Genomic DNA, 23405 nt, shown 5'->3' with positions numbered 1-23405 from the left:
CCCCCCCCCCCCCCCCCCCCCCCCCCCCCCCCCCCCGGGGGGGGGGGGGGGGGGGGGGGCCCCCCTCCTCAGGCACTCAGGCCGCGTCGCCCTCACCCCGGCCCTCTCCCGCAAGCGGGAGAGGGGGAAGAACATCACCCCTTCACCATCGTCCGATAATCGAGACGGCGGTGGAACCAGTAGGCGAAGCCGCTGATGTTCTTCTGCATCGCGACGTTGAGATAGGGCTGATACAGCGGGACGCGCGGGATGTCGGTGAAGGCGAGGTCGACGAAGCCCTTGACGTCGCGGTCGTAGGTCGCGGTGTCGCCCGCCGCGGCGGCGATGCGGCTGCTGTCGATCAGCTTGTCCATCTCGGGCGAGTCGTAGCCCATGGTGTTGAAGATCGACTTGCCGGAGTGGTAGCACCAGTAGAAGAAGTACTCCGGATAATCGAGCCAGCCCGAGAAGATGTTGACGTAGAGCGGCATCACCTTCTTGTTCAGTTCGGTGCGCCAGTTGGCGCCGGGGATCTTGTTGATGGTGCAGCGGATGCCGATCTGCGCCAGACTCTCCTGGATCAGGATGCACATCGGCTCGTTGACGCCGGCAAAGCCCAGGTCGAACGACAGCGTGGTGTCGAAGCCGCCCGCGTAGCCGGCCTCCGCCATCAGCGCCTTGGCCTTCGCCATGTCGGTGTTGTACTTGGTCGGCTGGGGCCACTTCACCTCGGTCGGCTTGTCGGCGGCGGCGCCGAACATCGGGTTGGCGAGGCCGAACATCACCGCGTCGATGATCTTCTGATACGGCACCGCATAGGCCACCGCCTCACGCACCTTCGGATTGTTGAACGGCGGCTGGGTGACGTTCATGCCGAGATACTGGATGCCGTTGCTGATCGGCAGCGACACGACGTTGATCTTGCCGTCGCGCTTCATCTCGGCGAAGTCCTGGTTCGGCAGCTCATAGGAGATGTCGGCGTCGCCGCGCTCCAAGAGTGCCCGCCGGTTGCCGGCCTGCGGCACCATGCGCCAGATCACACGCTTGATTTTCGGCAGCGGTCCGCCGACCCATTTGTCGTTGCGCTCCATGATCACTTCGGTGCCGGCGGTCCACTTGACCACCCGATAGGCGCCGGAGCCGGCGGTGTTCTGCTTGGTGTACTCGAGGCCCCAGGGGTCCTTCTCGCTGGCGTTCTTCTTCACCAGTTCGGAGTTGACGACGCAGGGCACGATCACCGCGAGATCCGGGATCGTCAGCCTGTCCTTCTTGAGGAAATCGACCCGCACGGTGTGGTCGTCGACGATCACGAACTGCTCGGGCTTGGTCAGCGAACCGGCGCTCATCTGGAAGGTCGGGAAGCCGCCGACGCTGACCGAGCGATCCAGCGACCACTTCACGTCTTTGGCGGTCACTGGCGTGCCGTCCTGGAAGGTGGCGTTTTTCTTCAGCTTGAAGGTTGCCGACATGTCGCCGATCGTCATGTCGTCGGCGAGTTCGCCCTTGAACTTGTCCTTGTCGTAATATGGGACGCCGCCGGGGCCTTCCTTCATCTCGTGAGTGATGAGGCGGTCGTAGCAATTCCACGACACCTCGTAGCCCGGCACGTTGGTGCCGACGCCGTGGATGTCGAGGTTGTTGGGTCCACTCTCCGAGACAACCAGCAGCGACTCCGAGCGGGCGTCGGCTTTGGCCGCCGACCAGATCGCCGGGGCGGGCACCATGGCGCCAGCTGCGAGGGCGGTGGCGGATTTGAGGAAGTCACGACGCTTCATGGAATACGCTCCGAGGCAAGAGGGCTGGTCTCGGAGACAGAGTTCGCAAGCTTCGTGCCAAATTTTGAAATGGGCCGCGAAGTGTTGCTAACAGTTTGAATTTATTATCGGATATGATTGAGCAGCGAGCGGTTGAGCGATCCAGTCGCAGTACGTGCATTGCATACAATGCGAGTTTATTTGCCTAATAATTGTGCAGAAGTCTCGATCGCAAGAACTTTTGATACGGGCCTGCGGGTTTCCCGAACGCAAAGCGGCGGCGGGTGAGGCCGCCGCCGCTTGAAGGTCTTTGGAGGAAGAGGCGTCAGTTCATCTTGGCGGGTTCGCTGTGAGGGGCAGCGCTGTAGATCACCTGGTCGGGGACGGGCTTGGACTCGATCGCAACCGTCGACCGGCCCACCGGCCGCTGGCTGCGATAGACTTCGAAAGCGTACCACGCAGCGACCGCTGCTGCGACCAGGCCGACTTGGCCCGCCGGCAGAATCAGCGATAGGGCGATCAGAGCCACGGCGATCGTGCCGGCTTTCACGACACTCTCGCTGTCGGCGAACAGCGCGTTGAATCGGTCCCAGTTCTCGCTCTTCCAGAACGGCGCCGTGAAGCGATCGAGCCCGAACCGCGTCCAGGCGCCGGCGAAGCCCAGTTTGCGCGCCCACATCAAATACAACGAGCCCGCGAAGGCGAGCAGCGAAATGGCGGCGCCGACAGGGCCGGCCGCGTAGCCAATGACGACGACAAGTGCGGCGGTAAATGCAATGATCCAATACTGCATCGGGATACCCTTTCACCCGCTTTGCAGGTGCCTTTCCAATGATTCGTGAGGCGACATGAGTCACCGCAAGTATGTCCGAATTCTGTGAATTCGCCGCAAAAATCTTGACTGCTAATCGATGGCGTGAACTAGCACTTCGGCTAGAGGTATTAGAAGGTGGTATTTAGGTAGTAATTAGGTGACAGCGAGACTGCCTGCCGCAGTCAGCATCATCGGTGATCCCAGTCTCATCAGCGCGCTGGCTGTATGTACGAACAGCACTTAGTGTTCGGCGAACTCCGCATGGGCCCGTAGCGGGGTGCTCTCGGCGGCGGCGATCTTGGCGTCGCGCAGCCGCTTGACGTCGCGACTCGCCATGAACGGCATCCCGAGCTTGCGGGCCTTCACCTGGACGGAAGAGCGCGCCCGCTTCAAGGCAGCAGCTGCGCGCACCGCTGATGCGCCGCTGGCGATCAGTTCCTTGAGCCGCTCGACCTGCTCATCGTCCCACGGCCGGCAGGCATTGGTCTTTGCTGACATCGGCATCAATAGTTTCCCTCGCTTTGGCTGATCGGTCCGGCATCTGCGACCGAGAACTGCGCCTCGTCGCGGCAAGAAGCCGAGAGGCCAAACTGCCTCTGCGGCCGGCGACTCATCGCCGCACCGTCGCGCGAACCTTCAGGGTCCGGAACCAATTACGTGCGCCAAGGGAAGTTCCTATGTGGCGTGAACTTATCTCACACGTCCGGTGGCGAGAGGCATGGGGGGGCGTCGCAAACCTGTCATCTACCGCCGATAGGTGAAGCCAGCGTTGTGAAGATCGGACTTCGCGCACCTGCTCATCGGGGGATGAATATGAGGTTTGCTGGTTTCGCCGCGGCGTTGCTGTCGCTGGTCGCGGTTGTCGCGCCCGCCAAGGCGGCGGATGTGATCTGCTACAATTGCCCGCCGCAATGGGCCGACTGGGCCTCGATGCTCAAGTCGATCAAGACGGACCTCGGCTACGACATCCCGTTCGACAACAAGAATTCCGGCCAGGCGCTGTCCCAGTTGCTCGCCGAAAAGAGCAACCCGATCGCCGATATCGGCTATTTCGGCGTCAATTTCGGCATCAAGGCCAAAAGTCACGGGGTTACGCAATCCTACAAGCCGCAGCACTGGAACGACGTGCCGACCGGCCTGAAGGATCCGGACGGCGATTGGACGGCGATCCACTCCGGCACGCTCGGACTGTTCGTCAATGTCGATGCGCTCGGCGGTAAGGCGGTTCCGGCATGCTGGAAGGATCTGCTGAAGCCCGACTACAAGGGCATGGTCGGCTATCTCGATCCGCCGTCCGCCGCAGTCGGCTATGTGGGCGCCGTCGCCGTCAACCTTGCGCTCGGCGGCAGCGACACCGACTTTTCGCCGGCGATCAGCTTCTTCAAGGCTCTGCACGGCAACGACGCGATCGTGCCGAAGCAGACCTCCTACGCGCGTGTCGTATCGGGTGAGATTCCGATCCTGTTCGACTACGACTTTAATGCCTATCGGGCCAAATACACCGAGAAGGGCAATTTCGCCTTCGTGATTCCGTGTGAGGGGGCGGTGGTGTTTCCCTATGTGGTCTCGCTGGTGAAGGATGCGCCGAACGCCGACAAGGCCAGGAAGGTGATGGACTATCTGTTGTCCGACAAGGGCCAGGCGATCTGGACCAATGCCTACCTCCGTCCGGCACGGCCGATCGAATTGCCGGTTGAGGTCAAGGCGAAGTTCCTGCCGGACAGCGAATACGCGCGCGCCAGGAGCGTCGATTGGGCCAAGATGGAAGCGGGCCAGAAGGCGTTCACCGATCGCTATCTCGCCGAAGTGCGATGACGCGAACGATCCGTCATGCCCTAACTCGTCGCGCACATTTGCGCCCTGCCGCCGATGTCGCGACGAACACGTTCAAGACAGACTTGGGTGGCTGTGGCGAGCCCGGCCATGACGAATGATTGAGGTCCGCAGAAGTCATCGCGCTGCATCGAAGCTCGCTCACGATGTCATGTCGAAACGTTCATTCTCACTGGCCTGCCTGTTCCCGCTTCTGGTGCTGACGGCTGCGTTCTTCGTGTTGCCGATGGCGCGGCTTGTGCTCGTCGGCGCCGAAGGGCCGCACGGCATGGCCGGCTATTTGGCGATCGTGCTGGAGCCGCGCTACCGCGCAACGCTGATTAATACCGTGTTGCTCGCCGCCGCAACCACGCTGACGACGCTGGTGATCGCCACGATCTCGGCGATCTTCCTGCAGCGGCATCGCTTTCCCGGTCGTGCCGTACTGGTGGCGATGCTCACCTTCCCGCTGGCGTTTCCAGGCGTGGTGATCGGCTTCCTGATCATCCTGCTCGCCGGGCGGCAGGGCGTCATCGGCGATCTGACGCGGCTTGTGACCGGCAACAAGGTGGTGTTCGCCTATTCGATCTGGGGCCTGTTTCTCGGCTATTTGTATTTCTCGATCCCGCGCGTCATCCTTACCATCATGGCTGCGGTGCAGAAGCTCGATCGCGGCCTCGAGGAGGCGGCACGATCGCTTGGCGCCAGCCCCTGGGCGGTACAGCGCGACGTCGTGCTGCCGGCGCTGGTGCCGGCCTTTGTCGCCTCCGGCGCGATCGCCTTTGCCACCGCGATGGGCGCGTTCGGCACGGCTTTCACGCTGGCCACCAATATCGACGTGCTGCCGATGCTGATCTACACCGAGTTCACCCTGGCGGCGAACTTCGCCACCGCCGCTTCGCTGTCGGTCGGGCTCGGCCTGATCTCCTGGGCGATGCTGGCTCTGGCCCGCTCGCTCAGCGGCGGCACCGTCGCGGCAACCGGTTAGTCGATGCGCGACCGCCTGATCTTCACGGCGCAATTGCTGTTCACGCTGCTGGTCGCGGCATTCCTGGTCGTGCCGACGTTGCTGTCGATTTCCGCCGGGGTCACCGTGAACTACTTCCGCGGCATCTCGTCGGGGCTGACGCTGCAATGGGTCGTGCAGGTCTGGGAGCTCTATGCCGACACCATCGGACTGTCCTTCGTGATAGCGATCGCAACGCTCGCGGTGACGCTGGTCGTGGGCGTTCCGGCGGCGTATGCGCTACATGTTCGCGGCGGCCGGCTGTCGCGGCTCATTGAGGAAGTGATCACGCTGCCGCTGGCGATCCCGGGCTTGGCGATCGCTTTGGCGCTGCTGCTGACCTATGGCGGCTTCGGTGCCTTCCGCCGTTCCTGGCTGTTCATTCTCGCCGGTCACGTCGTGTTCACCATGCCGTTCATGGTGCGCTCGGTGATGGCAGTGTTCGCCACCATCGACATCCGCACGCTCGATGAAGGCGCGGCGTCGCTCGGCGCGTCGCCGCTGCGGCGCTTCGTCGAGGTGATCGTGCCGAACGCGATGCCGGGCATTCTGGCGGGCGCGCTGATGGTGGTGACGCTGTCGCTCGGCGAGTTCAATCTCACCTGGATGCTGCATACGCCACTGACCAAGACGCTGCCGGTCGGCCTGGCCGACAGCTACGCATCGTTGCGGCTCGAGGTCGCCTCCGCCTACACGTTGATCTTCTTCATCATGATCGTCCCACTGTTGGTGGCGATGCAGCTATTGGCCGAGCGGGAGCTGAAATCATGACGACGGATACCGGACACGGCGTCTCCGTGCGGATCGAGTCCTGCGGCAAGAGCTTTGCCGACGGCACACGGGCGCTACAGCCCGCGACGCTCGATATCGCGCGCGGCGAGACCCTGGTGCTGCTCGGTCCGTCCGGCTGCGGCAAGACAACGATGCTGCGGATCATTGCCGGGCTCGAACAGCCGGACCGCGGCGGCCGTGTGTTGTTCGACGGCGCCGATGTGACATCCGTCCCGATCGAGAAGCGCAATGTCGGCATGGTGTTTCAGTCTTACGCGCTGTTTCCCAATATGAGTGTCGCCGAGAACATCGGCTATGGCCTGAAGATCCGCGGCGTGGCGAAGCGGGAGCGGGACGTCCGCGTTGCGGAGCTGGTGGCGCTGACCAACATCGCCGGGTTGGAAGATCGCCGAATAGACCAGCTGTCCGGCGGCCAGCGCCAGCGCGTCGCGCTCGCCCGTGCGGTCGCGATCCGGCCTGCGGTTCTGCTCCTCGACGAGCCGCTGACCGCGCTCGACGCGGCGTTGCGCGATCGGCTGCGCGGCGAGCTCGATCGGCTGCTGCGCTCGCTCGGGATCACGACCATTTACGTCACGCACGATCAGGCGGAGGCGATGGCACTCGGCGACCGGATCGTGGTGATGAGCAAGGGCGAGATCGCCCAGATCGGCGCGCCGCGCGAGATCTACTTCCGGCCGGTCAGCCGCTTCGTAGCGGAGTTCGTCGGCGCGGCCAATATCCTCGAAGCCGAGATCGCGGCGGGCTGCTTGCGCCTGCCTGGTGGCAGTCTCGAAGTGGCGGGCACAGAATCGCGATCGCGGGCGGTGGCGATGATCAGGCCGGAAATTATCAGCGTCGTGGCGCCGGATCGAGCGAAACTTACCGGTCAGGTCGACAGCGTCAGCTTCATCGGCGACCGGCAGCGTGTGGTGGTTTCCGGCGCGGCCGGCAAGCCGTTGGCGATCGAAGTGCCGAACAGCATCGAGCTCCGCACCGGCGACACGATCGGGCTCACGGTTCCGCCGGAAGCTATCCGGCTGCTGCCGGATGCGATGTGACCAGGACTGACAGGGAAAGATGATGACTCACAAGCCAATCCTGATTGCACAGATTTCCGATCTGCATATCAAGGCGCCCGGCAGTCTCGCTTACGGCAAGGTCGATACCGCCAAAGCCCTGGAGCGTTGCGTGGCAACGCTGAACGCGCTTGCGCCGCGGCCCGACCTCGTGGTGATCTCCGGCGATTTGGCGGATACGCCAAGCGAGGAAGAATACGCGCATCTGTCGCGACTGCTGGTGCCGCTCGAGATCCCGATCGTCGCGATCCCGGGCAACCAAGATTCGCGGGAACTGATGCGTAGCTGCTTCGCCCAGCCGTTGTTTCCGGCGGAGGGGCCGCTCAATCAGTTGCAGCCCGTTGGTGATCTCGACGTCGTGCTACTAGATTCCAGCGTGCCGGGGCAGCCGTATGGTGAACTCGACGCGGCGACGCTGCAATGGCTCGATGCAATCCTGTCCTGCTCCGATCAGCGGCCGGCGCTTCTGTTCCTGCATCATCCGCCGTTTCGCACCGGCATCTGGCACATGGATCGGCAGAATCTCTGGAACGCCGCCGAGTTCGCCACGATCGTCGAGCGTTATCCGTGGGTGAGGCTGATCGCAGCGGGCCACGTCCACCGCGCGACGCTCTCGCAGTTCGCGGGGGTGCCGGCAACGATCTGCCCGGCACCGAACCACGCTGTGGCGCTCGATCTTGGCGAAGCGCTTCCGCCGTCGTTCCGGGTCGAGCCGCCGGCGCTGCATCTGCATGTTTGGTTCGCCAGCGGCAGCTCTGGCGATCTCGTCACTCATCAGGTGCCGATCGGCACCTTCGACGGCCCGCATCGATTCTTCGGACCCGACGGCAGGCTGCTGTGAGTTCTCAGCGGGGTCCTCTGCTGATTACTATGTCCAAACACTCGTGGAGATCACTCCGAAAGCGAACAAGTTCCCGGAACGAAAGTCGCACCGGACCTTTGATTGATCTCTGAATGAGGTCAAGGATGCCGAATGTGGTTGGTCGTAAGCCGGTCGTGCTGGTGGTCGAGGACGAAGCACTGCTGAGGATGAATGCCGTCGATATCGTGCATCAAGCGGGATTCGCGGTGATCGAGGCAAGCACCGCCGACGAAGCCATCGAGATCCTGGAAGCACGCGACGACATCAGCGTGGTCTTCACCGACATTCAGATTCCCGGCTCGATGGATGGTTTGAAACTCGCACGCGCCGTGCGGGGGCGGTGGCCGCCGATCCAGATCATTGCGACCTCCGGGCGGGTGCGGGTGTCCGAAAAGGACCTTCCCGAGGGCGGGCGATTTCTGCCGAAGCCTTACACGACCCATCAGGTGACACGGCTGCTGCTGGAAATGACCTCATAGCGTCGCAAAAGCAGGGCGAGATGCTGCACTGCAGCGATTATCTGGTTTCGAAAATTTAATCTATCTCATTCTAATCGATCATCTTTCCGCGCTAGAGTGAAATCCCAAATGGAGTATTGGGATACGCGCCGCAGGGATTCTCGATGAAGCGACCGTTAACCGTGTTTCTGGGACTGAGCGCCGTGGCGGCCGTGGCGTACTTCTCGTTCAGCCACTGGGCGATCCGGCACGAGAATATCAGCTTCTATGACGAAGCTCGGCAGCGCCCGATCGCCGTCGACCTGGCAGTCCGTCGCGACACCGAGATGAAGGCGGAAGCCGGCATGACGATGCTGCCGGTCGCGATCGTCAGTCACGGTAATACGGTCAAAAACACCGAATACTCGTTCCTGGCCAACGTGCTGGCGGCGCGCGGCTATCTGGTCGCCAGTATCCAGCACGATCTGCCAACGGATGCGCCGCTGATGACCACCCAGGGCTCGCTCTACGTCGGCCGTCTGAAGGTCTATGAGCGCGGCGAGAAAAATATCATCTTCACGATCAACCAACTGAAGAAGCGGATCCCCTACGCCGATTACGATCACTTGACGCTGCTGGGGCATTCCAACGGCGGCGACATTTCGATGTTCTTTGCCCAGCAGCATCCGGAGCTGGTCCGCCGTGTCGTGACGCTCGACAATCTCCGTGTGCCGTTCGTCACGTCGGGGGCCGCGAAAATCCTGTCCTTCCGATCGGAGGATCCGCATTTCAAAACCGATCCCGGTGTGCTGCCCGATTCCAAGATCGCCAAGCAGGCCGGCATCGAGATCGTCGACACTGGCGCACAGCACAACGAGTTGAGCGATCGCGGGCCGGAAAGCGTCAAGTCGCGGATCCAGTCGACGCTCGATCAGTTTCTGTCCGAGCCGACCAACAGCAACGTCAGTCCGATCGACCCGAGGATCCTGCACAACGACCCGCGCGCGATGGGGCCTTAGGTGGCCGCTGGCCCTTGACGGCCGAGTCGCGGCGGGCGAGGGATCGGTTTGGTTCGCGTGATGGAGTGTGCAATGGCTGCGGAAGTCAGTCCGCTGGCGGGCAAGCCCGTCGATCCCGACAAGCTGGTCAACGTGCCCCGGCTGGTGACCGCTTATTTTGCCGGAAAGCCGGACCCGAGCGTCCCTGGCGAGCGTGTCGCCTTCGGCACCTCCGGGCACCGCGGCTCTGCCTTCAATAACGCCTTCAACGAGGATCACATCGTCGCGGTCAGTCAGGCGGTCTGCGACCATCGCCGCGGCGCTGGCATCACCGGCCCGCTCTTCATCGGCATCGACACCCACGCGCTGGCCGAGCCGGCGCTGGCGAGCGCGCTGGAAGTGTTCGCCGCCAATGGCGTCGAGGTCATGATCGACGAGCGCGGCGGCTATACGCCGACCCCGGTGATTTCGCACGCCATCCTGACCTACAACCGCGGCCGCAGCAGCGGCCTCGCCGATGGCGTGGTGGTGACCCCTTCGCACAATCCGCCGGAAGACGGCGGCTTCAAGTACAATCCGCCGAACGGCGGGCCGGCCGACACCGATATCACCTCGGTGGTCGAGAAGGCGGCGAACGCGCTGCTCGCCAATGGGCTGAAGGGCGTCAAGCGCATGCCCTATGCGCGCGCCCTCAAGGCCGAGAACGTGCACCGCCACGACTACGTCACGCCCTATGTCGAGGACCTTGCCAACGTCGTCGACATGGAGGCGATCCGCGGCTCCGGCGTGAAGATCGGCATCGACCCGCTCGGCGGCGCGGCGGTGCATTACTGGCAGCCGATCATCGAGCGCTACAAGATCGACGCGACCATCGTCAGCAAGGCGGTCGATCCGACCTTCCGCTTCATGACGGTGGATTGGGACGGCAAGGTCCGAATGGACTGTTCGTCGCCTTACGCGATGGCAAGGCTGATCGGGATGCGCGACGATTTCGATGTCGCCTTCGCCAACGACACCGACGCCGACCGCCACGGTATCGTCACCCGCTCCAGCGGGCTGATGAACCCCAATCACTATCTGTCGGTCGCGATCTCCTATCTGTTCGCGCACCGGCCGGAGTGGGGCGCCGATGCGGCGATCGGCAAGACCGCGGTGTCGAGCGCGATGATTGACCGCGTTGCCGCGAAGATCGGCCGGCGAGTGGTCGAGACCCCGGTCGGCTTCAAATGGTTCGTCGACGGCCTGATCGGCGGCAGCTTCGGCTTTGCCGGCGAGGAGAGCGCCGGCGCCTCGTTCCTGCGCCGCGACGGCACGGTGTGGACCACCGACAAGGACGGGCTCATCCTCGGCCTGCTCGCGGCCGAGATCACGGCCGTCAGCAAGGCCGATCCGGGCGAGATCTATCAGCGCCTGACCGCCGAACTCGGCGCGCCGTTCTACGCACGCATCGACGCATCGGCCAACGCTGCCCAGAAGGCGCTCTTCAAGACGCTGACCGCAGAAAAACTCGGCATGAAGCAGCTCGCTGGCGAGCCGGTCACCGCAACGCTGACCAAGGCGCCGGGCAACAATCAGTCGATCGGCGGCGTCAAGGTGACGACCGCGAACGGCTGGTTCGCCGCGCGCCCGTCGGGCACCGAGGACGTCTACAAGATTTACGCCGAAAGCTTTGTCAACGCTGACCATCTTCGACGAATTCAAGAAGAAGCCCAGGCCGCCCTCAGCAAGATGTTCGCCGCAGGTTGACGCGCGACAACGTCGGAACCCGAACGCCGCCCGATGACAGGCTCCGCGAAGCAATCCAGCGCCGTGCAGTGTGCTGGATTGCTTCGTCGCGTCGCTCCTCGCAATGACGAGCGCGAAGTCAATCCGTGGGGAGTCGAGTGACCGGCTGGACTGAATTCATCGCTGCCTTCGCGGTCTTCCTGCTCAGCCACGCGCTGCCGGCGCGGCCGGTGGTGCGGGCGAAGCTGGTCGGCGCGCTGGGCGAGGGCATATTTCTGGCCGCCTACAGCACCCAGTCGCTGATCGTCCTGACCTGGTTGATCATAGCGGCGGGACGCGCACCGTTCGTCGAGCTGTGGGCGTTCGAGCGCTTGCAGATGTGGGCGCCGAATCTCGCGTTGCCACTGGCCTGCCAACTCGCCGCCTTCGGCGTCGGGGCCGCCAATCCGCTGTCGTTCGGCGGCGATCTGCGCAAGCATTTCGATCCCGATCATCCCGGCATCGTCGGCCTCGTGCGGCATCCGCTACTGTGGGCGATCGGGCTGTGGGCCGCCGCGCATGCGGTGCCGAACGGGGACCTGGCCCATGTCGTGCTGTTCGGCTTCTTTGCGCTGATCGCGCTCGCCGGCATGGCGATCATCGATCGCCGCAAGCGCCGGCAGCTCGGCGCGGAAACCTGGACGCGACTCGCCGCCCGCACCTCGTTCTGGCCATTCGTGGCGCTGATCAAGGGCCGTTTCCGGCCGGACCTTCGACGGATCAGCCTGCTGCGGTTCGGCATCGGCCTCGCCGCCTGGCTGACGCTCCTGCTGCTGCATCCTTACGTCATCGGCGTGTCGCCACTGCCGTAAGTTCCGCCATGACGACCGCGTGCGCCACCCGCCAATCGTTCGCGAGTTTGTGCTGGCACAACCAGGCTGCGGGAGCCCGGCTTAGACAGGAGAGGCCGGCGGAGCCTCGCCGGCGTCCATCCGGTGAACCCCATGAGCAGCACGACAGCCGAAACTCCCGCCGCGCCGAAGCGTAAGCCGGTGCCGCGTTATCGGTCGCACGCCGGCTGGACCGTGTTATCGGCCGGCTTCCGGCCGTTCTTCATGCTCGGGGCGCTGTTCGCCGCGGTTGCCGTGCTGCTGTGGCTGCCCGTGTACCACGGCGAGCTGACGCTGCAGACCGCGTTTGCGCCGCGCGACTGGCACGTCCATGAGATGCTGTACGGCTATCTGCCGGCGGTGATCACCGGCTTCCTGCTCACTGCGATCCCGAACTGGACCGGCCGCCTGCCGCTGCAGGGCAGGTCGCTGCTGGGCTTGGTGCTGATCTGGTTCGCCGGGCGCATCTGCGTGACCTTCTCGGCCGACACCGGCTGGCTGGTCGCGATGCTGGTGGATGCGAGCTTCCTGCTCGCGGTCGTGCTCGCCGCCGCGCGAGAAATTCTCGCCGGCCGCAATTGGCGCAACATCAATGTCGTCGCGCTGCTGTCGCTGCTGCTGATCGGCAACGTCGCGTTTCATCTCGAGGCGCATGTCAACGGCGCCGCCGATTACGGCATCCGCGCCGGAATCGCGGTTGTGATCATGTTGATTGCGCTGATCGGCGGCCGGATCACGCCGAGCTTCACCCGCAACTGGCTGGTGCGCGAAAATCCCGGCCGTCTGCCGCAGCCCTTCAACAAGGTCGACATGGTGATCCTCGCCTTCAGCGCCGCGACGCTGCTGCTGTGGGTGGTCCTGCCCTTTGGCGCGCTGACCGGCTCGGTGTTGGCGATGGCCGGCGTGCTGCACCTCGTGCGGCTGGCGCGGTGGGCCGGCGATCGCACGCTGCGCGACCGGCTGCTGCTGGTGCTGCATGTCGGTTACTTGTTCGTGCCGCTCGGCTTTCTGCTCGGCGCCTGCGCGGCGTTCGGAATGGCCCCTGCCAGCGCCGGCATCCACGCCTGGATGGTCGGCGGAGCGGGTGTCATGACGCTGGCGGTGATGACCCGCGCGTCTCTCGGCCACACCGGGCAGAAGCTGCAAGCCTCATGGGCGACCCAGGCGGTCTATCTCGCCGCGCTGGTTGCAGCGGCGGCGCGGATCGGCGCGGCGTTGGCGCCGGCCTGGAGCGATCCGCTGCTGCATGTCGCGGCGCTCGGCTGGTCGGTCGCCTTCCTCGGCTTCGCGCTGAGCTACGGCCCGACGCTGCTCGCCCGCGGCAAGCTGCACTGAGTTCGATGTCTCCTCCAACCCGTAAAGGATGATCTGCCATGACCGAAGCCGCGACCGCCGCCGAACGCGTTCTCGACGTCCGCCAGATTCCGCACCAGCAGCGCCACGAGATCATCCCGCGGCTGTTCGACAATCTGCAGCCGGGCCAGGGCATGCAGATCGTGGTCGATCACGACCCGCAGCCGCTGAAGTACTTCTTCGAAGCGGTGCATGGCGACGATTGCCAGTGGACCTATCTGGAACAAGGCCCGGAGCTGTGGCGTGTGCAACTGCGCCGCGCGGCGTAGCTTACGCCACGCCGAGCCTGGCCAGCTCTTCATCCGAGTAGCCAGCCTCAGCGAGCACGGCGCGGGTATGTTGGCCGAGCGTGGCGACGGTGGGAGTCGGTGCGGGATCGCCCTGCGACATGCGGAAGGGTTGGTTCAGCACCTTGAACGTGCCGCCGCCGTCCTCGACTTCGGCGAAGGCCTTGCGATGCGCGGTCTGCGGATCGTCCATCGCCTCGGCCACCGTGCGGTAGGCCGAACAGGGGACGCCGTGCTGGTCGAGCGCTGCGAGGCACTGCTGCGACGTCAGCGTCCGCGACCACTTTTCCATGATGTCCATCAGCTCGGCCCAGTGCTCGCGGCGGTGATGATAGTCGGCGAAGCGCGGATCGGTGATCAGTTCGGGATGGCCGCCGGCCTGCATGAAGCTGCGAAACGATTTCTCGCTGGCGATCGCGATCATCACATAGCCATCGGCAGTCTCCACCGGCCCGAATTGCGGGCGCGTCTGCCGCTTCACCGGAAACTGCGCGCTTTGCAATTCGTTCAGCGTCAGGCTCAGCATCGACTCCAGCATCGACACGTCGATGTGCTGGCCTTCGCCGGTGGACACGCGCTGGTACAGCGCAGACGCGATCGCGCCGTAAGCGTAGACGCCGGAGACGACGTCGGCCAGATAGATGCCGCAATAATCCGGCTGATGACGATTGGGCTGATAAGCGAGATGCGCCAGATCGTAGCCCGACGCCGCATGGATCGCCGGCGCATAAGCGGGCAGTTCGGCCGACGGCCCGGTCTGGCCGTAGCCCGAGATCGAGCAATAGATCAGCTTCGGGTTGAAGCCGCGCAGCGACGCGTAGTCCAGCTTCAGCCGCCGCATCACGCCAGGACGGAAATTCTCCACCAGCACGTCGGCGCCTGCCACCAGCCGCTGCACCGCCGCGAGGCCCTTGGGGCATTTCAGGTCGAGCACGACGCTCTTCTTGCCGACATTAAGCTGGCCGAAGGCGGTGCTGTAGCCGTCCCGCAGCGGCGGACGGTTCCGCATCGTTTCGCCCTCGGCCGATTCGATCTTGATCACCTCGGCGCCCATGTCGGCGAGCATCCGGGTGCAGTGCGGGCCGGCGATCGTGGTGGAGAAGTCGAGCACGCGCAGACCGGCAAAGGCATTGGCGCGCGGCGTTCCGGTCCGCTGATCGGCAGTCATTCGATTCCTCCTGCTGTCGTCTCGTCGTTCGCGACGGTGCCGCACGCAAGACGTTGGGTCGAGCCGGGAGGCTAGCGGCTCGCGCGGACGCGGGCAAACGCCAAGCGCGCGGGGGAGAGCGCTGGGCGCCAGGACCTATGGGTCCGACAGCCAGCCCATGCTGAGCGCGAAACGCACGACTTCGACGCGGTTGTGGAAGCCGAGCTTGGCCATGCCGCGCGCCTTGTAGGTTTCGACGCTCTTGGCGCCAATCTGCAGCTTGGCCGCGATGGTCTTGTTGCTGTGGCCGACCGCGGCGAGCCGCAGCACTTCGATCTCGCGGGTGGAGAGTTCGGCCACGACGCTGTGCTCTTCGCCGTTCTGCACGTGCGGGGCGGTGCGGCCGATCGCACGGCCGGCGATCGCGGGATCGAGATAGATGCCGCCGGTGCCGACAGCGTGAATGCCGCGGATCAGCTCGTCGGTGGCCGAGCGCTTCAGGACGTAGCCGGAGACGCCGAGATCGAGCAGCTGGCGCAAGTAAGCGCCATCCTCGTGCACGGTCAAAACTAGCACCCGGCATTCCGGGCAGGCAGCGAGAAACTTCCGCGCCACCTCGATGCCGTTGAGCCCGGGCATCGACAGATCGAGCACCGCGACGTCCGGCTTCAGCTCGATCGCGCGGCGCAGCGCGTTCGGTCCGTCATTGGCTTCGCCGACGACCTCGATGGCCGGGTCGCCGGCAACCAGAGCTTTCATGCCGCTGAGCACGACCGGGTGATCGTCGGCGAGGAAAACGCGCAATCGGGGAGGGGCCTGCTGGTCCATGAATGTGCTTCCCTGCTTACAACGGAATACGTGCGTACAATGCGGTGCCCTTGCCGGGCGCCGATTCGATTTCGAGTGAGCCGCGGACCAGCGTCAGCCGCTCGCGGATGCCGAGCAGGCCGAGCCGCTCCGGGGGACGATCGACGTCCGGATTGACGAAACCGCGGCCGTCGTCCTCGACCACCATCGTGACCTGCTGGTCGGTGAGCCGCAGGATGACGCCGACATGGGTCGCAGCGGCATGCCGGACGATGTTGGTCAGCGCTTCCTGCAGGACGCGATAGAGCGTCGTCTCGATCGTGGCGGGCAGCCTTCGGTCCCCGAGCGTCATGTGAAGGTCGAAGCGCACCTGCGCCTTCTCGCTCCAGGCGTCGAGGAGGTTCTGGATCGCGGTCTGGATGCCGAGATCGTCGAGCGCGGTTGGGCGGATTTCCCAGGCGAGACGATTGACCTGTCGGCCCATCTCGGTGGTCAGCGTCTTCATCCCGGCGATCCGGCTGAGGAGTTCGCCGTTGTCGGGGGCGACCTGGCCGAGATTTTCGAAGCCGAGCTGCAACAGCGTCAACGATTGGCCGAGCGTGTCGTGCAACTCCCGCGCGATTCTCAACCGTTCGGCCTCCTGATCTTCAACGGTCCGTCGCAACACCTGCGACAGGTCGGCTTCGACGGAGACCCGGCGGCGGGTTTCTTCCTGCAGGGTCTGCGTCACGTCCTGCGAGCGGCGCAAGCCGAACTCGACCTGCCGCATCAATTGTTCTTGGAGCAGTCGCGCCGATTTGCGTTCGCGGGCGATGCCGTTGATTCGGCGCAGCACCACTTCCAACAACGACAGCCGCAGCCGATGCGCGGCCTCGATCTCGGACGCGAGCCAGGGCTCGGCATGCAGCCGAACAGATTCCTGCCAGGCCGCGAAGCTCCGCCGCGGCGTCAGGAACTCGCCGCGGGGACCGACGCCGACCGGCTTGTTCGGATTGCCGGCCCAGGTGACGGTGCGGACGACCTCCGGCCGAAACCACATCACGTAGTCGCGCGGCGATTTCGACAGCGACAACGCCATCAGCCCGCTGGAGCAATCGGCGAAAGCCTTTGCGGGCGGATACTCCGAGGGCAGGGCGTCGGTGTGATACACGCCGTCCTGCGCGGTGGCCCGCAGCCAGTTGATCAACGCCTCGGTCTGCGCTGCGTCCGGCGTGATCCCGAGGCCGGTGAACTGGCCGTCGATCCACAACGCGACCCCGGTCGCCGGGATGAAATCGAGCAGATTGGGATGAAACCGGATCAGGCCTTCGGCGAGGTCCGACTCCTGACTCATCCGCGTCACCAGTTCTTCGTGGATCCGCGTACTGCGCAGCCGTGCGTCGAGTTGTTCGGCAGCCACCTTGGCTTCGAGCTGCGACGATGCCATCTCGGCGAACAGTTCACACGCCTCACGCATCCGGTAGGGCAGATAGCGCGGCGCTTCGTGATGGCAGGCGATCAGGCCCCATAACTTCCCGTGCTGGATCAGCGACAGCGACATCGAGGCGACCACGCCCATATGGGCGAGATACAGCCGGTGCGCCGGCGAAACGCTGCGGATCACGCTCTGGCTGAGGTCGAGCGGCAGGCCTGTCCGCGGATCGACCGCGGGCACGATCGGCGCCGGCGCGTAGCGGGCGTCGGGGATCGCGCGGATCCAGTTGGTGAGATACAGCGCGCGGGCCTGCCTGGGGATGTCGGATTCGGGATAGTGCAGGCCGAGAAAGCTCTCGACGCCCGGTGCTCGCGCCTCTGCTTTCACCTCGCCGCTGCCGTCCGGCAGAAAACGATAGATCATCACCCGGTCGAAACCGGTGACGGCGCGGACTTCGTCGACGACCGCGTGGCAGAACGCCTGCACATGATCCGCGCGCTGCACGTGCCGGATCATCGATTGCACCAGCGCCAGCGAGTTCTCCGGCGCAGCCTCGCGCCGCGGATCGAACTCCAGCACCAGAAGACCCGAGGCCTGATGCACGACGACGTCGATCGGCATCTCGCCGGGCGTCGTGAGCGCGAAGGCGTGCAGCGGCCGTTCGATCCGGCGGTCGCGGACCAGCAAGGCTCGCAGCGCAGCGATCTGCTCCGGCGTCAACAAATCGGTTGCGCGCCTGCCGGGAAGTGATGCCGCGGGTGTGCCGAACAACTGCGTCGTGTCGCCGCCGGCATGGACGATGCGCAGATCGTCCGGCGATAGCGCCAACAGCGCGCCGTGAGGCTGAATCGAACCGGGCAGATGTATCGCCTCGCGGTCGCATCCGGCCTGGCCGGGCGGCGCAAAAACTGCGAAATTTAACTCGGTCGAAATGTCAAGTCCCGAGTTCATCACATTCTCTCAACTTTCCGTGTCCGGAAGGTGGCGGACCGGTTTGAGGATGTCCGGTATGACACGGACGATCCCGAGTGTCATGTCAAATTGACAAAATTGTGTGTCATGACCATCTTACAATCACTCGGATGTGATCGATAGGGGCGATGAGCCCGGCGGTCCTCCGGGCTTGGACGAGCCCCGTAATCGGTCCTTCGCCCCAACGCGAGTTGACGGTGCAGGCAGGTGACGGGGCAGACCTGAAAAGTTGCTGACACCACACGAACTCTGTTCGGCGTAGCAGCGAAACTACCTACGTGCAGGTTCAGCACGAATGATCGAAAGTCTCTTAGGAGGTTTTTACTATGGCAGACGATCCGAACAAGGTCTGGCCGACTGGCCTGACGATCGCGGAATCGGAAGAGCTCCACAAGCACGTCATCGACGGTACGCGCATTTTCGGCGCGATCGCGATCGTTGCGCACTTCCTGGCGTACGTTTACTCGCCCTGGCTGCACTAAGGAGTATCGAAGATGAATCAAGGTCGCATTTGGACTGTGGTTAAGCCCACCGTTGGCCTGCCGCTCCTGCTGGGCAGCGTCACCGTGATCGCCATTCTCGTTCACTACGCCGTGCTGTCGCACACCACCTGGTTCCCGAAGTATTGGAACGGTAAGACTGCGGCGATCGAGAGCTCGGTCACCATCGGCTGATTGCAGCTTCTTTGAAGCTGCTTGGCTGGACCGGGATCCAAGGGTCCCGGTCGCTTGCTTTGTAGCCGGAGTGGCGTCGTGACAGTTTGATCTGTCGCAGTTCATCTCCGGCCGCAAAGTGGTGCTGTTCGTTCGGGGCGCCGCCCATCTGGTCACGCTGACCAACGTCGCCGGCCTCTTGCAAGCTGGATTTGCTGGACGATGAACACAGTCAGCCAAAAGATGATGAAGGTCTGGGCCTCGCTTGGTCCTCGCTTTCTGCCTTTCGCGGATGCGGCGACGCCGGATCTGCCTTTATCCCGTTTGCTGCGCCTATCGCTATTTCAAGTCGCGGTCGGTATGTCGCTGGTGCTGCTGGTCGGCACCCTTAACCGCGTGATGATCGTCGAACTGAGCGTGCCGGCGTCGATCGTCGGCATCATGGTTTCGCTGCCTTTGATCTTTGCGCCGTTCCGCGCGCTGATCGGCTTCAAATCCGACGTCCACAAATCCGTGCTGGGCTGGCGCCGCGTCCCCTTTCTCTACAAGGGCACGCTGGTGCAGTTCGGCGGTCTGGCGATTCTGCCGTTCGCGCTGCTGGTATTGTCCGGCGGCGGCGAGGCGGGGCACGCCCCGGTGTGGATCGGTCAGGCCGGCGCCGCGCTGGCGTTCCTGCTGATCGGCGCCGGCGTGCACACGACGCAGACCGTCGGCCTCGCGCTCGCCACCGACCTCGCATCTGTCGAGTCCAGGCCGAAGGTCGTCGGCCTGATGTACACCATGCTGATGTTCGGCATGATCGCGAGCGCGATCATCTTCGGCATGCTGCTCGCCGACTTCTCGCCCGGGCGCCTCATCCAGGTGATCCAGGGCTCCGCGGTGGTCACCATCGTGCTCAACGGCATCGCGTCCTGGAAGATGGAAGCGCGCCGCCGCACCGGCGGCGAGGTCGCGACCGCGCATCCCGGCGCACCTGCGGCCGGCTTTCGTGAATCGTGGGATGCCTTCATCGCCGGCAAGGACGCGACCCGCCGGCTGATTGCGGTCGGCTTCGGCACCATGGCGTTCAGCATGGAAGACGTGCTGCTCGAGCCCTATGGCGGCCAGATCCTGCATCTGTCGGTCGGCGACACCACCAAGCTCACGGCGGCGCTTGCGGTCGGCGGTCTGTTCGGCTTCGGCCTCGCCTCGCGGGTGCTGAGCCGCGGCGCCGATCCGTTCCGGATGGCAAGCGCCGGCGCGCTGGTGGGCATTCCGGCCTTCCTGCTGGTGATCTTCGCGGCCGAACTGCAAGGCGCCGCGTCGGCCCTGATGTTCGGCTGCGGCACGTTGCTGATCGGTTTCGGCGCCGGTCTGTTCGGCCACGGCACGCTGACGGCGACCATGAACGCCGCGCCGAAGGATCAGGCCGGGCTCGCGCTCGGCGCCTGGGGCGCGGTACAGGCCTCCGCGGCCGGCGTCGCGATCGCGCTCGGCGGCATCCTCCGCGACGTCGTCACCGCGCTCGCCCCGCAGCTCGGCCCCGCCGCCGGCTACAATTTCGTCTACGGCCTCGAACTGCTGCTGCTGTTGGCGACGCTCGTCACAATGGTTCCGCTGATCAGGCGACGGGACACCTTACTGATGCAGGGCCAGCTCACGCAGCCCTGAGACCGAAACGGAGTAATCGTTACCATGACCCAGATCGTCACCCGGTTGTACGATTCCAGCAGCAAGCTCGCCGCGCTGGAAGCCGACCTGAAGAACGCCAACTATCAGTATTCCGTCGTCACCGGCTATCAGGCGGGTAAATCGAGTTCGGTCGACGACATCGTCGCCGCGCTCGCCAAGGCCTATGTGGCGCGCAGCGATGCATGGACCTATGCCGACTACGTCAAGAAGGGCGCCGTCGTGGTCGCCGTGAAGGCCGAATTCGGCTTCGCCGCCAAGGCGACCAAGATCCTCGACAGCTACGGCCCCAACAAGATCAGCGTGGAGACATCGTCGTCCGCCGCCGCCGGGCAGAGCGAGGCGACGCCGTTCTCGAACATGCTGCATCTGGACACGCTGCTCGACACCTCGGGCAAGTACAAATCCTATTCCGGCGACTGGCTGCTCGTCGACAGCGACAAGACCTTCTCGGGTACGCCGCTCGTCATCAGCAGCAAGGGCCCATATCAGTCGTTCTCCGGAACGCCGTTGCTGCTCGACAGCAGCGGCCCCTACAAGTCCTTTTCCGGGACTCCCCTGTTGCTGGACAGCAGCGGTCCGTACAAATCCTATTCGGGCGAACCGCTGCTGATCAACAATCCGTCCATCTTCTCCTCCTGGCTGGGCCTGCCAGTACTCTCTAAGTAAAGGAATTGATCATGAGCGAATATAAAGGAAACTCCGGTACTCCGCTGATTCTCGAGCAGAAGGGCGAGTACCAAGGCTATTCCGGCACGCCGCTGCTGCTGAAGCAGGAAGGCGAATACAAGAGCTTCTCCGGCACGCCGCTGATCCTCGAGCAGAAGGGCGAGTACCAGAGCTATTCCGGTACGCCGCTGATCCTGAAGCAGGAGGGCGAGTATCAGTCGTTCTCCGGCACGCCGCTGCTGCTGAAGCAGGAAGGCGAGTACAAGAGCTTCTCCGGCTATCCGCTGCTGCTCAACATCTGAGCCAGCCGTCGGTCGATAGGCCTCAAGGCGCCGCGGGCAGCAATGCCCGCGGCGTTTTGCATGTCAGGCCTCACGAGGATCGCAGGTGGGCGTTTCACGCGGCGAAAAATTCGTGGCGGTCACGGTTCGGTCGCGCCCCGTTTGAATTATGCGCTGGCCAAGAAAATGCTGGGCAAAGCGCGGCCCAGGCGGCAAGCTGGCTGCAACGACAAAAAAAGTCGAGGAAACATGACCCAGTCTGCCGAAGCCGCCGCTCCGCGCGTCGGGACCTCTGCTCACACCGCGACCTTTCCTGACAAAGTGCCCGACCATGTCGACGTGCTGATCGTCGGCGCCGGCATCTCCGGTATCGGCGGCGCTTATCATCTGACCCAGCAATGCGCCGGCACCAGCTTCGCCGTGCTCGAAGCACAGGACGGTTTCGGCGGCACCTGGCTGACGCATCGCTATCCCGGAATCCGCTCCGACAGCGATCTCTATACCTTTGGGTATCGCTTCAAACCATGGACCGGCAAGCCGATCGCGTCCGCGGCCGAGATTCGCGAGTATCTCGGCGAAGTGATCGAAGATAACGATCTCGCCCGCCACATCCACTACGGCCATCGCATCCAATCGGCGAGCTGGTCGAGCGCGGAGCAATGCTGGACCATCGTTGCCGAGCGCGTCGACACCGGTGAGCAGGTCCGCGTCACCGCGAACTTCCTGTGGATGTGTCAGGGCTATTATCGCCACAGCGAGGGCTACATGCCCGAATGGGATGGCATGGCCGAATTCAAGGGCCGCATCGTCCATCCGCAGACCTGGCCCGACGATCTTGATTACGCCGGCAAGAAGGTGGTGGTGATCGGCTCCGGCGCGACCGCCGCGACGCTGGTGCCGTCGCTGGCGCCGACCTGCGAGCACGTCACCGTGCTGCAGCGATCCCCGACCTATTTCATTCCCGGCCGCAACAAGATCGAGATCGCCGACACGCTGCGCGAACTTGGGATTTGCGAGGAGTGGATTCACGAGATCGTCCGCCGCAAGATCCTGTTCGACCAGGCGGCGTTCACGCGGCGATCGATGACCGAGCCCGAGGTGGTGAAGCAGGAGCTGCTTGCCGGCGTGCGTGCGCATCTCGGGCCCGACTACAACCTCGACCCACATTTCATGCCGAATTACCGGCCCTGGCGGCAGCGGATCGCCTTCGTGCCGGACGGCGATCTGTTCAAAGGCATCGCCTCCGGCAAGGCTTCGGTGGTGACCGACGAAATCGAGCGCTTCACCGAGGCCGGCATCAAGCTGAAGTCGGGCGAGACGCTCGAGGCCGATATCGTCGTTACCGCGACCGGGTTCAATCTCAACGTGCTCGGCGACATCGTCTTCAATATAGACGGTGAGCCGCTGAACTTCGCCGATACGGTGACGTATCGCGGCATGATGTTCACCGGCGTGCCAAACATGGCCTGGGTGTTCGGCTATTTTCGCGCCAGCTGGACGCTGCGCGTCGATCTCGTCGCCGATTTCGTCTGCCGCCTGCTCACCCACATGAAACAGCGCGGCCACCGCAGCGTCGTCCCGGCGCTCCGTCCGGAAGATGCCGGGATGGAACTGCAGCCGTGGATGGATCCGGAAAACTTCAATCCGGGATACCTGATGCGCGGCATGCATTTGCTGCCGAAGCGCGGCGCCAAGCCGGAGTGGCAGCACAGCCAGGACTATTGGACCGAAAAAGACGAACTGCCGAAGATTGATCTCGAAGATCCGGCGTTCGTCTACACGCGCTGAGTCGATCCTGTTGATGGCCTGAGCCCCGCCGTCGTTATCCGGCAAATCCCAGACCGGGATGGCCGGCTGTCGCGGTCATCTAAGTTCGTACGCCATCAGGCGCACGCCGGGCACAAAGGCCGGTTACGACCAAACACCGTCCGAGATTCACGGCAGCTGCCTCCCTCGGGGTTGCACTTGAACGACAAAAAAGTTTTAATGTTCAACGAGTTCCGGGGCTGTGACATTGCGCCGCCGGGGCGTCTTGTTGTGCCGCACCAATT

The 23405-nt window shown here is 64.1% G+C and carries 23 protein-coding genes; 17 read left to right on the top strand and 6 right to left on the bottom strand.

What is annotated here, in order from left to right:
- Positions 1-134 precede the first annotated feature (134 nt).
- The 3 genes from LPW26_RS11105 to LPW26_RS11095 all read right to left on the bottom strand — a co-directional run bounded on the left by LPW26_RS11105 (position 135) and on the right by LPW26_RS11095 (position 3051).
- Positions 135-1754, bottom strand: coding sequence for an ABC transporter substrate-binding protein (locus tag LPW26_RS11105; protein ID WP_238735162.1), 1620 nt, complete (start codon positions 1752-1754; stop codon positions 135-137).
- A 304-nt stretch (positions 1755-2058) separates the two neighbouring features.
- Positions 2059-2526 carry a hypothetical protein gene (locus LPW26_RS11100; RefSeq protein WP_238735161.1) on the bottom strand — a complete coding sequence of 156 codons (468 nt, stop codon included), beginning with the start codon at positions 2524-2526 and terminating at the stop codon, positions 2059-2061.
- A gap of 261 nt (positions 2527-2787) precedes the next feature.
- Positions 2788-3051 (bottom strand): hypothetical protein, encoded by a 264-nt coding sequence (locus LPW26_RS11095; protein WP_238735159.1) that lies wholly within the window; start codon positions 3049-3051, stop codon positions 2788-2790.
- Between the two features lie 309 nt (positions 3052-3360).
- On the opposite strand from LPW26_RS11095, the gene LPW26_RS11090 reads away from it, so the two are divergent.
- The 11 genes from LPW26_RS11090 to LPW26_RS11040 all read left to right on the top strand — a co-directional run bounded on the left by LPW26_RS11090 (position 3361) and on the right by LPW26_RS11040 (position 13725).
- Positions 3361-4362: an ABC transporter substrate-binding protein gene (locus tag LPW26_RS11090; protein WP_238735157.1), complete on the top strand. Its 1002-nt coding sequence runs from the start codon at positions 3361-3363 to the stop codon at positions 4360-4362.
- A 169-nt stretch (positions 4363-4531) separates the two neighbouring features.
- Positions 4532-5347 carry an ABC transporter permease gene (locus LPW26_RS11085; protein WP_238735155.1) on the top strand — a complete coding sequence of 272 codons (816 nt, stop codon included), beginning with the start codon at positions 4532-4534 and terminating at the stop codon, positions 5345-5347.
- A gap of 3 nt (positions 5348-5350) precedes the next feature.
- Positions 5351-6136 (top strand): ABC transporter permease, encoded by a 786-nt coding sequence (locus LPW26_RS11080; protein ID WP_238735154.1) that lies wholly within the window; start codon positions 5351-5353, stop codon positions 6134-6136.
- On the top strand, positions 6133-7194 hold the full coding sequence (locus LPW26_RS11075; protein ID WP_238735153.1) for an ABC transporter ATP-binding protein: 1062 nt from the start codon (positions 6133-6135) through the stop codon (positions 7192-7194). The genes LPW26_RS11080 and LPW26_RS11075 overlap by 4 nt, the downstream gene beginning before the upstream one ends.
- 22 nt (positions 7195-7216) lie before the next feature.
- Positions 7217-8053, top strand: a complete 837-nt coding sequence (locus LPW26_RS11070) for a phosphodiesterase (RefSeq protein ID WP_238735152.1) — start codon at positions 7217-7219, stop codon at positions 8051-8053.
- Positions 8054-8178: 125 nt separating this feature from the next.
- The gene (locus LPW26_RS11065) at positions 8179-8553 is read left to right on the top strand and encodes a response regulator (protein WP_238735150.1); all 375 of its coding nucleotides are present in this window, start codon (positions 8179-8181) and stop codon (positions 8551-8553) included.
- A 143-nt stretch (positions 8554-8696) separates the two neighbouring features.
- On the top strand, positions 8697-9530 hold the full coding sequence (locus LPW26_RS11060; protein WP_238735149.1) for an alpha/beta fold hydrolase: 834 nt from the start codon (positions 8697-8699) through the stop codon (positions 9528-9530).
- Between the two features lie 72 nt (positions 9531-9602).
- On the top strand, positions 9603-11255 hold the full coding sequence (gene pgm / locus LPW26_RS11055; protein WP_238735148.1) for a phosphoglucomutase (alpha-D-glucose-1,6-bisphosphate-dependent): 1653 nt from the start codon (positions 9603-9605) through the stop codon (positions 11253-11255).
- Between the two features lie 137 nt (positions 11256-11392).
- Entirely contained in the window at positions 11393-12085 is a 693-nt protein-coding gene (locus tag LPW26_RS11050; protein ID WP_238735147.1) for an NnrU family protein, read from the top strand.
- Positions 12086-12217: 132 nt separating this feature from the next.
- Positions 12218-13438, top strand: coding sequence for an NnrS family protein (locus LPW26_RS11045; protein ID WP_238735145.1), 1221 nt, complete (start codon positions 12218-12220; stop codon positions 13436-13438).
- A 38-nt stretch (positions 13439-13476) separates the two neighbouring features.
- Positions 13477-13725, top strand: coding sequence for a DUF2249 domain-containing protein (locus LPW26_RS11040; RefSeq protein ID WP_238735144.1), 249 nt, complete (start codon positions 13477-13479; stop codon positions 13723-13725).
- Between the two features lies 1 nt (position 13726).
- Here LPW26_RS11040 and LPW26_RS11035 read toward each other — a convergent pair whose 3' ends face one another.
- The 3 genes from LPW26_RS11035 to LPW26_RS11025 all read right to left on the bottom strand — a co-directional run bounded on the left by LPW26_RS11035 (position 13727) and on the right by LPW26_RS11025 (position 18062).
- Entirely contained in the window at positions 13727-14911 is a 1185-nt protein-coding gene (locus LPW26_RS11035) for a CaiB/BaiF CoA transferase family protein (RefSeq protein WP_238735143.1), read from the bottom strand.
- 135 nt (positions 14912-15046) lie between these two features.
- On the bottom strand, positions 15047-15718 hold the full coding sequence (locus LPW26_RS11030) for a response regulator transcription factor (RefSeq protein WP_238735140.1): 672 nt from the start codon (positions 15716-15718) through the stop codon (positions 15047-15049).
- A gap of 16 nt (positions 15719-15734) precedes the next feature.
- Complete coding sequence (locus tag LPW26_RS11025) at positions 15735-18062, bottom strand: GAF domain-containing protein (protein WP_238735138.1); 2328 nt, start codon at positions 18060-18062, stop codon at positions 15735-15737.
- A 347-nt stretch (positions 18063-18409) separates the two neighbouring features.
- On the opposite strand from LPW26_RS11025, the gene pufB reads away from it, so the two are divergent.
- The 6 genes from pufB (at position 18410) to LPW26_RS10995 (ending at position 23142) form a co-directional block, all read left to right on the top strand.
- The gene (pufB, locus tag LPW26_RS11020; RefSeq protein WP_011157052.1) at positions 18410-18565 is read left to right on the top strand and encodes a light-harvesting antenna LH1, beta subunit; all 156 of its coding nucleotides are present in this window, start codon (positions 18410-18412) and stop codon (positions 18563-18565) included.
- 12 nt (positions 18566-18577) lie between these two features.
- Positions 18578-18757 carry a light-harvesting protein gene (locus LPW26_RS11015; protein ID WP_011504171.1) on the top strand — a complete coding sequence of 60 codons (180 nt, stop codon included), beginning with the start codon at positions 18578-18580 and terminating at the stop codon, positions 18755-18757.
- Between the two features lie 201 nt (positions 18758-18958).
- A complete protein-coding gene (locus LPW26_RS11010) occupies positions 18959-20386 on the top strand; it encodes a PucC family protein (protein WP_238735136.1) in 1428 nt (475 codons plus the stop codon).
- Positions 20387-20410: 24 nt separating this feature from the next.
- Entirely contained in the window at positions 20411-21073 is a 663-nt protein-coding gene (locus tag LPW26_RS11005) for a hypothetical protein (RefSeq protein ID WP_238735134.1), read from the top strand.
- Between the two features lie 11 nt (positions 21074-21084).
- Entirely contained in the window at positions 21085-21375 is a 291-nt protein-coding gene (locus LPW26_RS11000) for a hypothetical protein (protein WP_238735132.1), read from the top strand.
- Positions 21376-21603: 228 nt separating this feature from the next.
- A complete protein-coding gene (locus LPW26_RS10995; RefSeq protein WP_238735130.1) occupies positions 21604-23142 on the top strand; it encodes a flavin-containing monooxygenase in 1539 nt (512 codons plus the stop codon).
- Positions 23143-23405: the final 263 nt, after the last annotated feature.

The sequence above is a fragment of the Rhodopseudomonas infernalis genome (genome assembly GCF_022271405.1).
GTDB classification, from domain to species: Bacteria; Pseudomonadota; Alphaproteobacteria; order Rhizobiales; family Xanthobacteraceae; genus Rhodopseudomonas; species Rhodopseudomonas infernalis.
The sequence above is the reverse complement of the archived record's forward strand: the minus strand, read 5'-3'. Positions and strand labels throughout refer to the sequence as shown.

What these genes read in the sequence shown, in the direction of transcription:
- LPW26_RS11100 (WP_238735161.1), bottom strand. Translation starts at nt 2,526, where the DNA reads ATGCAGTATTGGATCATTGCATTTACCGCCGCACTTGTCGTCGTCATT.
- LPW26_RS11095 (WP_238735159.1), bottom strand. Translation starts at nt 3,051, where the DNA reads ATGCCGATGTCAGCAAAGACCAATGCCTGCCGGCCGTGGGACGATGAG.
- LPW26_RS11000 (WP_238735132.1), top strand. Translation starts at nt 21,085, where the DNA reads ATGAGCGAATATAAAGGAAACTCCGGTACTCCGCTGATTCTCGAGCAG.
- LPW26_RS11075 (WP_238735153.1), top strand. Translation starts at nt 6,133, where the DNA reads ATGACGACGGATACCGGACACGGCGTCTCCGTGCGGATCGAGTCCTGC.
- LPW26_RS11005 (WP_238735134.1), top strand. Translation starts at nt 20,411, where the DNA reads ATGACCCAGATCGTCACCCGGTTGTACGATTCCAGCAGCAAGCTCGCC.
- LPW26_RS11030 (WP_238735140.1), bottom strand. Translation starts at nt 15,718, where the DNA reads ATGGACCAGCAGGCCCCTCCCCGATTGCGCGTTTTCCTCGCCGACGAT.
- LPW26_RS11105 (WP_238735162.1), bottom strand. Translation starts at nt 1,754, where the DNA reads ATGAAGCGTCGTGACTTCCTCAAATCCGCCACCGCCCTCGCAGCTGGC.
- LPW26_RS11040 (WP_238735144.1), top strand. Translation starts at nt 13,477, where the DNA reads ATGACCGAAGCCGCGACCGCCGCCGAACGCGTTCTCGACGTCCGCCAG.
- LPW26_RS11045 (WP_238735145.1), top strand. Translation starts at nt 12,218, where the DNA reads ATGAGCAGCACGACAGCCGAAACTCCCGCCGCGCCGAAGCGTAAGCCG.
- LPW26_RS11015 (WP_011504171.1), top strand. Translation starts at nt 18,578, where the DNA reads ATGAATCAAGGTCGCATTTGGACTGTGGTTAAGCCCACCGTTGGCCTG.
- LPW26_RS11085 (WP_238735155.1), top strand. Translation starts at nt 4,532, where the DNA reads ATGTCGAAACGTTCATTCTCACTGGCCTGCCTGTTCCCGCTTCTGGTG.
- pufB (WP_011157052.1), top strand. Translation starts at nt 18,410, where the DNA reads ATGGCAGACGATCCGAACAAGGTCTGGCCGACTGGCCTGACGATCGCG.
- LPW26_RS10995 (WP_238735130.1), top strand. Translation starts at nt 21,604, where the DNA reads ATGACCCAGTCTGCCGAAGCCGCCGCTCCGCGCGTCGGGACCTCTGCT.
- LPW26_RS11070 (WP_238735152.1), top strand. Translation starts at nt 7,217, where the DNA reads ATGACTCACAAGCCAATCCTGATTGCACAGATTTCCGATCTGCATATC.
- LPW26_RS11035 (WP_238735143.1), bottom strand. Translation starts at nt 14,911, where the DNA reads ATGACTGCCGATCAGCGGACCGGAACGCCGCGCGCCAATGCCTTTGCC.
- LPW26_RS11025 (WP_238735138.1), bottom strand. Translation starts at nt 18,062, where the DNA reads ATGAACTCGGGACTTGACATTTCGACCGAGTTAAATTTCGCAGTTTTT.
- pgm (WP_238735148.1), top strand. Translation starts at nt 9,603, where the DNA reads ATGGCTGCGGAAGTCAGTCCGCTGGCGGGCAAGCCCGTCGATCCCGAC.
- LPW26_RS11080 (WP_238735154.1), top strand. Translation starts at nt 5,351, where the DNA reads ATGCGCGACCGCCTGATCTTCACGGCGCAATTGCTGTTCACGCTGCTG.
- LPW26_RS11060 (WP_238735149.1), top strand. Translation starts at nt 8,697, where the DNA reads ATGAAGCGACCGTTAACCGTGTTTCTGGGACTGAGCGCCGTGGCGGCC.
- LPW26_RS11010 (WP_238735136.1), top strand. Translation starts at nt 18,959, where the DNA reads ATGAACACAGTCAGCCAAAAGATGATGAAGGTCTGGGCCTCGCTTGGT.
- LPW26_RS11090 (WP_238735157.1), top strand. Translation starts at nt 3,361, where the DNA reads ATGAGGTTTGCTGGTTTCGCCGCGGCGTTGCTGTCGCTGGTCGCGGTT.
- LPW26_RS11065 (WP_238735150.1), top strand. Translation starts at nt 8,179, where the DNA reads ATGCCGAATGTGGTTGGTCGTAAGCCGGTCGTGCTGGTGGTCGAGGAC.